Raw genomic sequence first — 8,839 nt, forward strand, 5'->3', positions numbered from 1 at the left:
CGGGTTCAGGCTATGACCCCTAGCTTCGCAGACGTGGCACAACGTGCCGCGAACCCGGTCCGGACCAACGTCCGGGACCGGGTCCGCGCGCCGTGCCCGCCGCTACGGCAGGTACCGCTCGATCACCTGCGGCCCCTTCTCCTCGATCAGCTTCCGGGCCTTCTCGACCCGCTCCGGAGTCGGGTCGGCGCCCGTGGCCATCACGAGGTCCTCGGGGTCGTAGGCCCGCTCACCGCCCGACCAGAGGATGGAAGACCTGGACGGACGGTCCTCGCTCTGGGGCTGCTGGTCACCTTCACTTGCCATCGCGTACCTCCCTGGGAAGCCCCCCAGGCCCCCATGGTCCGCCCCCGTCCGCATGAACGCACATCGGCAGCTACAGCGCCACCAGGGTCGCCGCGGCGCACAGGGCCACCAGGAAGCCGCAGATGGCCAGGTTGACCTTGCGGTGCTCCCAGAACACCGCCACGAACTCGCGGATCGTGGCGCTCGGCCAGAAGTAGCGGGCCGTGGGCGAGCCCAGCACCTGCCCGTTCACCCCGGCCTTGCGGGCGGTCATCGCGGCCCGGAACGCGTGGAAGTTGTTGGTCACGACCACGCACCGGTAGCCCGGGTCGGCCGCGGCCATGATGTCCCGGCTGAAGGCCAGGTTCTCGGTGGTGGTGCGGGAGCGGTCCTCCAGCCGCACGTGCTCGGCCGGGACGCCCCGCTCCAGCAGCCAGTCGGCCATCGCCCGGGCCTCGGCCACCTTCTCGTCGGGCCCCCGGCCCCCGGAGGCCAGCAGCACCGGCGGGCGGCCGCCGCGGGCGGTCTGGGCGACGTAGACCTGCCGGCCGTTCTCCAGCCGGGAGGCGAGCAGCGGAGGCACCCGCTCGCCGCCGATCAGCCCCGAGCCGAGGACCACCACGAAGTCGACGTCACCGCGGACCGCGGTCCGCCCGTAGAGGAAGGCGTACCCGAGGAAGCACAGGAAGACGAACGAGACGTACGCGCTGACCAGGGTGAGCGCGGCGACCGTCCCGTCGAGCAGCGGGGAGCCGGACTGCTGGACGGCCACCAGCAGTCCGAGCAGCGCGAAGATGGCCAGGCCCGCCAGCATCGACAGCAGGTTCGCCGGCCGGCGGCCCTCCTTGCGGACCATCGTGACCCCGTTGGCGATCAGGAACACCCCGAGCCAGACCACGCCCAGCACCGGCAGCAGGAGGACCAGCAGCAGGATGAACACGGCCATCCAGTACGGCAGATGGGCCACCTGGAACAGCAGCCCCAGCGACAGCGAGAGGAACGTCAGCCCCAGCAGGACCGCGTTGCTGAAGCGGCGCCGGTCGTTCCGGACACTCAGGGCGAAGGCGACGAGGAACAGGACGCCGGGCACGAAGGCATACATGACGTTCATCGTATGGGCGGCCGCCAGGGCGTCCGGCGAACCGAACGCCCGGCCAGCACCTGGGTCCTGACCCCGTCCCGGATCACCGGGAGCCCGGCGATCAGCACGTGCGGGATCCCCGCCGGCCCGCGCCGCGGTTCCTCGTACGTGGCCCCCGCCGCGACCGTCCGCGGATCGAAGAGCACCAGGTCGGCGCGGTACCCGGGCCGCACCAGCCCCCGGTCGGGCAGCCGCAGCCGGGCCGCGGGGCGGCCCGACAGGTGCGCCACGCACTCCTCCAGGGAGAGCACCCCGAGCTCGCGCACGTAGTGACCGAGGTAGTGCGGGAAGGTGCCGTACGCCCGCGGGTGCGGCTTCGCGCCCTGGAGGATGCCGTCCGAGCCGCCGGTGTGCGCCGGGTGCCGCATGATGGCCCGGACGTTCTCCTCGTGCCCCACGTGCTGCAGCACCGTCGGCGCCAGCCGGTCCTCCACCAGCAGCCGGCGGGCCGTCTCCCAGCCGTCGAGCCGCCGCCCCACGTGCCCGGCGAGCGCCGGGTCGCCGGTGCCCGAGACCTCCACCGTCGACCAGTCCACCGGCACCCCGTGGCAGCCGTCCGAGCCGGTCACCTCCAGCGCGTGCCGGATCCGCTCCGCCGTGGCCCCGTCCCGCAGCCGGGCCAGCACCGCCTCGGGCCCGCCCTCGTGCGCCCAGCCGGGCAGCAGGGCCACCAGCGTGGTGCAGCCCGCCGTGTACGGGTACGTGTCCAGGGTGAGGTCCACCCCCTCGGCCAGGGCGTCGTCCAGCAGCCGCAGCAGCTCGCCGGCGCGGCCCGCGTTCTCGGCGAAGTTCATGGTGGCGTGGGCCAGGTGGAGGGCGCAGCCCGACCGCCGGGACAGTTCCACCGTCTCGGCGTACGCGGCCAGCGCGCCCCTGCCGTAGGAGCGGTGGTGCGGGCACCAGTAGCCGCCGTAGCGGGCCACCACCCGGCACAGCGCGGCCAGTTCCCCGCCCGTGGCGTACATGCCGGGGGTGTAGGTGAGCCCCGAGGACAGGCCCACCGCGCCCTGCTCCAGGCCCTCGGCGACCAGCGCCCGCATCCGGTCCAGCTCGGCCGGGGTCGCCGGGCGGTCCGCCCAGCCCATGGCGTACGCCCGTACGGTGCCCTGCGGCACCAGGTACGCGGCGTTCACGGCGACGCCCCGGTCCAGCCGGTCCAGGTACCCGCCGACCGTCCGCCAGTCCAGGTCGAGGTCCGAGCCGTCGCCGTTCCAGCCCGCGACGGCGGTGCGGACCTCGGCGAGGGTGCGGTCGTCCACGGGCGCGTACGACAGCCCGTCCTGGCCCAGCACCTCCAGGGTGACGCCCTGGGCGGCCTTGGCGCTGTGGTCCGGGTCGCGCAGCAGCGCCAGGTCGCTGTGGGCGTGCATGTCGACGAACCCTGGCGCCAGCACCAGGCCGTCGGCGTCCAGGGTCCGCCGGCCGCCGGACCGGATCCGGCCGATCTGCGTGATCCGGCCCTCGTGCACGGCCACGTCCGCCGTGTACGAGGGGCCGCCCGTGCCGTCGGCGATCCGGGCCCCGCGGACGACCAGGTCCATGGCTTCGCGTCCTCCCGGCGGGCGTCGTGGCGGTCGGCGGGAGCGGTCAGAAGAAGGTGCGGACGAGGTCGCCGACGGTGCCGTCCGGCCCGACCACCGGGATCATCGGCCACTTCTCGAAGATGGTGCACGGGTGGGCCATGCCGAGCGCGACCCAGTCGCCGACCTCCAGGGCGGTGGCGTCGGCGTCCGTCTCCAGCCAGGCGTGCTGGTCGGACAGCTTGGCCACCCGGATCCCGGACGCCGGCCGCTCCACCCCGTCCCGGGCCCCGCGTACGGAGATCACCTCGGGCAGGCCCAGGTCGTAGGCGATGTCCCGCTTGCCGGCGTTGACGAAGGCCTGGCCGGGGGTGGGCCGGGAGACCACCTGGGTCCACAGCCGGAAGGCGGGCAGCAGTCCGCCCTCCTGCGGGATCCGGTTGAACGGGGTCAGCCCCGAGTACCAGCCGTGGTCGTGGGAGACGTACGCGCCCGAGCGCAGCAGCGGCAGGACCGGCAGCGACAGCTTCGGGATCCGGGCGAAGACCTCGGCGACGGCGTCGAACCACTCGCTGCCGCCGGCGCTGACGACGATCTCGTCCAGGCCGGTCCCGGCGAAGCGGCCCTCCTCGTCCAGCTCGGCGGCGAGCCCGACGAGCCGGTCCAGCCAGTCCCGGACCGTCCCGGCGTCGGCGCCGGGCATGGTCGCCTCGTAGCCGGCCACGCCCACCAGGCGCAGGGTGGCGGCCGCGGCGACGGCGTCGGCCACGGCCCGGCACTCGGCCTCGGTACGGATGCCCGTGCGCCCCTCGGCCCCGGCGCCGAGTTCGAGGACGACGTCGACGGTGGCGCCCAGGCCCGCGAGGGCCTGCTCCATCAGCTCGACCCCGCGGACGGAGTCCACGTAGCAGACGAACCGGAACTCCGGGTCGGCCAGCAGCTCCCGGGCCACCCAGGCCAGCGCGGGCGCGTCCACCAGCTCGTTGGCGAGGAAGATCCGACGGATCCCGAAGGCGCGGCACACCCGGGCCTGGTGGGGCATGGCCACCGTGATGCCCCAGGCGCCGTGGTCGAGCTGACGCGCGAACAGCTGTGGGGCCATGCAGGTCTTGCCGTGCGGGGCGAAGGCCAGGCCGTGCCGGGCGCAGTAGGCGCCCAGGGCGGCGAGGTTGTGCTCCAGCGCCTCGGCGTCGAGGGTCAGGACCGGGGTGGTGAACCCGCCGGTGAACAGGTCGCGGCGCTGGGCGGCCAGGTCGCCCGCGGTCAGTCCGGCGGCCTCGGCGTCCGGGGGCAGGCCCTTGAAGCGGTGGTCGAGCGGTTCCCCGGCGAGTGCCCGGACTGCTTCGCTGGCCATGACGTGCCTCCCGATGCGTTGCGCAGTGTGCAACGTTCGTTGCGGATGGTGCCCCTGCTGTCTAACATCCCCGGTGACGGTGGGTCAACGCCGCGCCAGGGACCGGACGAAGGGGAGTGCCGTGAGCCAGTCGGTGGACCGTGCGCTCACCGTGCTGCCGCTGCTGGCCCGCGGGCCAGCCGGGCTCGGCGAGGTCGCGGACGCGCTCGGCGTGCACAAGAGCACCGCCCTGCGGCTGCTGCGCACCCTGCACGAGCACGGACTCGTCTGCCGCCGGTCCGACGGCCGCTACCGGCTCGGCTCCCGCCTGTTCGCGCTGGCCGCCGAGGCCGTGGAGAACCTCGACGTCCGCGAGGTCGCCCATCCCTACCTGCGCGAGCTGGCCCGCACCACCGGCCACACCGTGCACCTGGCCCTGCACCAGGACGACGAGGTCGTCTACGTGGACAAGGTCGACAGCCGTTACCCGGTGCGCATGTACTCCCGGATCGGCAAGCCCGTCCCGCTCACCGTCGCCGCCGTGGCCAAGGTGCTCCTCGCCGACCTGCCCGAGGCCGAACGCCGTGCGCTGGCCGCCCGGATCGACTACCCGCGCTGGACCGCCCGCTCCACCCCGGACGCCGAGGCCTTCCTGCGCGAGCTGGAGGTGGTGCGCGCCCAGGGCTGGGCCGCCGACCTCGGCGGCCACGAGGAGTCGATCAACTGCGTGGGGGCGCCCGTACGGGGCCCCGACGGGCGGGCGGTCGCGGCGCTGTCGGTGTCGGCGCCGGCCGTGGTGGTCACGGGCGAGGAGCTGCTGGAACTGCTGCCGCTGGTCCGGCGCACCGCCGAGGCCGTCGGACAGGACTACTCAGGAGAAGAGAGACCGTGAGCGAGAAGACCGCGATCACCCCCACCGGCCACGCCGCCCCGCCGGCGGCGTTCTCGCACGGGGTGCGCAAGGGCAACATCCTCCAGGTCGCCGGCCAGGTCGGCTTCCTCCCGGCGGTCGCCGGGCAGAGCCCGGTGGTGGCCGGCCCGACCCTGCGCGAGCAGACCCTGCAGACGCTGGAGAACGTCCGTGCGGTCCTGCGGGCGGGCGGCGCGGACTGGGACGACGTGATGATGATCCGCGTCTACCTCACCGACACGGGCCACTTCGCCGAGATGAACGAGATCTACGACGCGTACTTCGCCGAGCAGGGCCTGCGGACCGCCCCGGCCGCCCGGACCACCGTCTACGTCGGCCTGCCCGCCGGCCTGCTGATCGAGATCGACGCCCTGGCCGTCCTGGACTGACCGGGCGGGAGCGCGTACGCGCAAAGGGGCGCCCCCTGGCGGTGGGCGCCCCTGGCCGCGGTCTCAGCCGACCGCGGTGCCGGTCACGCGGTGGTGCAGTACTGCGCCTCCTTGCCGATGGAGCGGTACATGCAGTCGGCGTTCTCCAGGAGCTGGAGCACCGCGTCCTTGTTGCGGGCGGTCTCGCGGTCGATCACCTCGTCGGGCGGGTAGAAGCCGCCCCCGCCGCTGGAGGGGTACATCTCGAAGGTGTAGGAGAAGATCTTCTGGTTGCCCCACAGCCAGTCGTCGATCGTGCCGTCCGTGATGTAGAGGTCACTGGACTGCTCGGGCGTGTAGCCGTTGCTCGCGGCCATGCTCTGGCCGATCTTCTTGTACGCGGCCAGGTCGTCGGCGGTCAGGCCCGGCGCGGTGTCGTTGTAGGTCCAGCCGTACGGCCAGAGCACCAGTTCGCTGTAGGTGTGGAAGTCGATGGCGGCCTTGATCTGCTGCTTGCCGCCGACCACCCGGCTGCGCACGAAGTCGGCGACGACCTTGACCTCGGGCGCGGACTCGCCGGCGGTGCCCCGGTAGGTCTCGGAGCTCTTGCTGCTGGAGGAGCCGCCGCAGCAGCCCCACTTGTAGTCCCAGTTGCGGTTGAGGTCGGTGCCGACGTAGGAGGACCCGGAGTTCGGCTGCCGGTTCTTGCGCCAGGAGCGGTAGGAGCCGGTGGCGATGTCGTACTCGCCGCCGTCCGGGTTGAGGTCCGGGACGATCCAGATCTCCCGGCTGTTGACCATGCCGGTGACGCGGCTCTCGGTGCCGTACTTGGAGCCGAGCTCCTTCATCAGGTACAGGGCCATCTCGACGGTCAGGTGCTCGCGGGCGTGCTGGTGGTGCGTGAAGAGCACCTCGGGCTCGTTCTCGTCGGTGCCGACGTTGTCGCTGATCTTGATGGCAACGATGTCGCGCCCTTGGTAGGACTTCCCGATCACCCGTTTGCTCATGATGCTCGGGTACTGGGCGATGCGCTGGTCGATCTCCGCGGACATCTCCGCGTAGTTGTGGTACTTCGAGTCCGCCGACGGGAAGTCCATCGGGGACGCCGCGACGCCGGGCAGCGAGCGGTCCGGCGGTCCGGGCAGGGCGTCCAGCTTGTACCCGAGCGCCCGGAGCTGCTTGGCCTGCAGGGCGTCGGCGCTGACCACGACGGTGTGGTCGTCGACCTCGTCGATGGAGACACCGAGGGCGAGCAGGGCCGTGCGGGCGGCGGCGGTGGACGGTCCGTGGATCCGGTACTGGACGATCTGCTCGTCCTGGGTCGCGGTGGACGGGGTGGGCGGTACCGAGGCCGTCGCGCTCATCCCGTAGGCGGGTGCGCCGAGGGCGAGCGCGAGCAGGGCCGCGACGGTGGCCGACCTCCGTTGGGTGCGTAGCCGCATGCGATCTCCTGGGTGGGGAGTGTGGGGGTAGCCGTGCGGACGCGCACAGCGTGCGCTCCTGACATGACCCGGTCAAGAGGCCGATATCGGCCACCCCCACAGGTACCGCCTACGGCAGGCCGTGGACCTTGGGACCCACCGCGTTGGACCACGCATTCCCCGCCTTGGCGTCCCAGTTCGTCGACCAGGTCATCGCGCCGCGCAGGCCCGGGTAGGTCCGGGACGGCTTGAACGAGCCGCAGCCGGTGCCCCGGGCCAGGCAGTCCAGGGCGTTGTTCACCACGGTCGGGGAGACGTAGCCGCTGCCCGCGCCGCTGGGCGAGGCCGGCACGCCGAGGCCCACCTGGGACGGGTCGAGGCCACCCTCCAGCTGGATGCAGGCCAGGGCGGTGAGGAAGTCGACCGAGCCCTGGGAGTAGACCTTGCCGTCGCAGCCGAGCATCGAGCCGCTGTTGTAGTACTGCATGTTGACGACGGTCAGGATGTCCTTGACGTTCAGAGCTGTCCGGAAGTAGGCGTTCGAGGTCGACTGCATGTCGATGGTCTGCGGGGCCATGGTGAGCACGAGCGAGGGCCCGACCTTGGCGGACAGGGCGCGCAGCGCCTGGGTCATGTACGTGGCGTTCAGGCCGTTCTCCAGGTCGATGTCGATCCCGTTGAAGCCGTACTCCTGCATCAGGGCGTACGCCGAATTCGCCAGGTTGTTCGCCGAGGCGGAGTCGTTGACCATGATGGTGCCCTTCTCCCCACCGATCGAGAGGACGACCGACTTGCCGGCCGCCTTCTTCGCCGCGACGTCCGCCTTGAACTGGGCCACGGTGTAGCCGCCGAGCCCGGCCGAGTCCAGGTTGAAGGTGATGGCCCCGGGCGTGGTGGTGGCGTCGGCGAAGGCGACGGCCACGATGTCGTACTGCGCCTGGACCTCGGACAGGCGCTGGACGGTGGCGCCGTTGTCGAAGTTCTGCCAGTAGCCGGTCAGGGCGTGCTTGGGCACCGACGGGTTGCCCGGGTTGCCGCCCCCGGTGGTGGTGCCGGTCACGGGGGCCGAGCGGGGGCCCTCACCCGCCTGGTTGAACGCGCTCACCTGGAGGGAGTACGAGGTCGCCGGGGTCAGCCCGGTCAGGGTCAGGTCGGTCGAGGAGGCCGTGGCCACGCGGGTGCCGTCGCGGTGGACGTAGTAGCCGCTCGCCCCGTCGACCGCGTTCCACGAAAGGGTGAGCGCGGTGTCCGACCGGCCGGAAACGGTGAGTCCGGTCACCGCGCCCGGGACGGACGGGCCCGGGTCGGTGCCCCCGCCGCCGTCCGGGCCGAAGACGCTGAACTCGTCCACGACGTAGGCGGGCTGCCCGTACCAACCGTGCGTGTAGACGGTGACCTGGGTGGTGGAGGGGCCGGTGGTGAAGGTGGTGGAGAGCTTCTGCCAGCCGCCGCCGGTGCCCGGGGTCCAGGTGGACACGTCCTGGGTGCCGGTGCCGCTCGCGCCCAGGTAGACGTACGAACCCTGCACCTGCGCGCCGAGGCTGTAGGTGGAGTTCGGCTTGACCGTGACGGTCTGGCTGCACCGCGCGTTGTCCGAACCGGCCGGGGTCGCCTTGAGGGCGGCGGCCCCGGTGTGGACCGGCGCGCCGACGGTGGTGCCGCTGCCGGCGGTGCAGGTCCAGTGGGCCAGGCCCGATTCGAAGCCGGGGTTGCGGGCGACGTTGACGTCGGCGGCCTGGGCGGTCCCCGAGGCCAGCACCGTCAGGCCCGAGGCGGTCAGGGCGGCGGCCCCGAGCAGGGCGAGGGAGCGTATGCGATTCACGTAAGGCTCCGTGGGGGGAGTGAGGGGTGGGGAGTTGGG

8 protein-coding genes are annotated in these 8,839 nt (G+C 72.6%); 2 read left to right on the forward strand and 6 right to left on the reverse strand.

Annotated features, from left to right (window positions below; translation table 11 throughout):
• Window positions 1-102: 102 nt before the first annotated feature.
• The 4 genes from EF918_RS12010 to EF918_RS12025 form a co-directional block, all read right to left on the reverse strand.
• Entirely contained in the window at window positions 103-306 is a 204-nt protein-coding gene (locus EF918_RS12010; protein ID WP_125644647.1) for a hypothetical protein, read from the reverse strand.
• Window positions 307-376: 70 nt separating this feature from the next.
• Window positions 377-1,387, reverse strand: coding sequence for a YdcF family protein (locus EF918_RS12015; RefSeq protein WP_125644649.1), 1,011 nt, complete (start codon window positions 1,385-1,387; stop codon window positions 377-379).
• Window positions 1,388-1,392: 5 nt separating this feature from the next.
• On the reverse strand, window positions 1,393-2,967 hold the full coding sequence (locus EF918_RS12020) for an amidohydrolase family protein (protein ID WP_125644652.1): 1,575 nt from the start codon (window positions 2,965-2,967) through the stop codon (window positions 1,393-1,395).
• 46 nt (window positions 2,968-3,013) lie between these two features.
• A complete protein-coding gene (locus EF918_RS12025) occupies window positions 3,014-4,300 on the reverse strand; it encodes an alanine racemase (protein ID WP_125644654.1) in 1,287 nt (428 codons plus the stop codon).
• Window positions 4,301-4,421: 121 nt separating this feature from the next.
• Here EF918_RS12025 and EF918_RS12030 point away from each other — a divergent pair, with 121 nt between their 5' ends.
• The gene (locus EF918_RS12030) at window positions 4,422-5,171 is read left to right on the forward strand and encodes an IclR family transcriptional regulator (RefSeq protein ID WP_125644656.1); all 750 of its coding nucleotides are present in this window, start codon (window positions 4,422-4,424) and stop codon (window positions 5,169-5,171) included.
• Window positions 5,168-5,578, forward strand: coding sequence for a RidA family protein (locus tag EF918_RS12035; RefSeq protein ID WP_125644658.1), 411 nt, complete (start codon window positions 5,168-5,170; stop codon window positions 5,576-5,578). Before EF918_RS12030 ends, EF918_RS12035 begins: the two co-directional genes overlap by 4 nt.
• A gap of 83 nt (window positions 5,579-5,661) precedes the next feature.
• On the opposite strand, the gene EF918_RS12040 is transcribed toward EF918_RS12035, so the two are convergent.
• Window positions 5,662-6,999, reverse strand: a complete 1,338-nt coding sequence (locus tag EF918_RS12040) for a M14 family metallopeptidase (protein ID WP_125644660.1) — start codon at window positions 6,997-6,999, stop codon at window positions 5,662-5,664.
• Window positions 7,000-7,108: 109 nt separating this feature from the next.
• Window positions 7,109-8,800, reverse strand: coding sequence for a chitinase (locus EF918_RS12045; RefSeq protein WP_125644662.1), 1,692 nt, complete (start codon window positions 8,798-8,800; stop codon window positions 7,109-7,111).
• Window positions 8,801-8,839 lie beyond the last annotated feature (39 nt).

It is taken from the genome of Streptomyces sp. WAC06614, from assembly GCF_003949795.1.
Classification (GTDB): Bacteria; Actinomycetota; Actinomycetes; order Streptomycetales; family Streptomycetaceae; genus Streptomyces.

Excerpts from the sequence above, each read along its gene's own strand:
- EF918_RS12010 (WP_125644647.1), bottom strand. The coding sequence starts at position 306 with ATGGCAAGTGAAGGTGACCAGCAGCCCCAGAGCGAGGACCGTCCGTCC.
- EF918_RS12015 (WP_125644649.1), bottom strand. The coding sequence starts at position 1,387 with ATGTATGCCTTCGTGCCCGGCGTCCTGTTCCTCGTCGCCTTCGCCCTG.
- EF918_RS12020 (WP_125644652.1), bottom strand. The coding sequence starts at position 2,967 with ATGGACCTGGTCGTCCGCGGGGCCCGGATCGCCGACGGCACGGGCGGC.
- EF918_RS12025 (WP_125644654.1), bottom strand. The coding sequence starts at position 4,300 with ATGGCCAGCGAAGCAGTCCGGGCACTCGCCGGGGAACCGCTCGACCAC.
- EF918_RS12040 (WP_125644660.1), bottom strand. The coding sequence starts at position 6,999 with ATGCGGCTACGCACCCAACGGAGGTCGGCCACCGTCGCGGCCCTGCTC.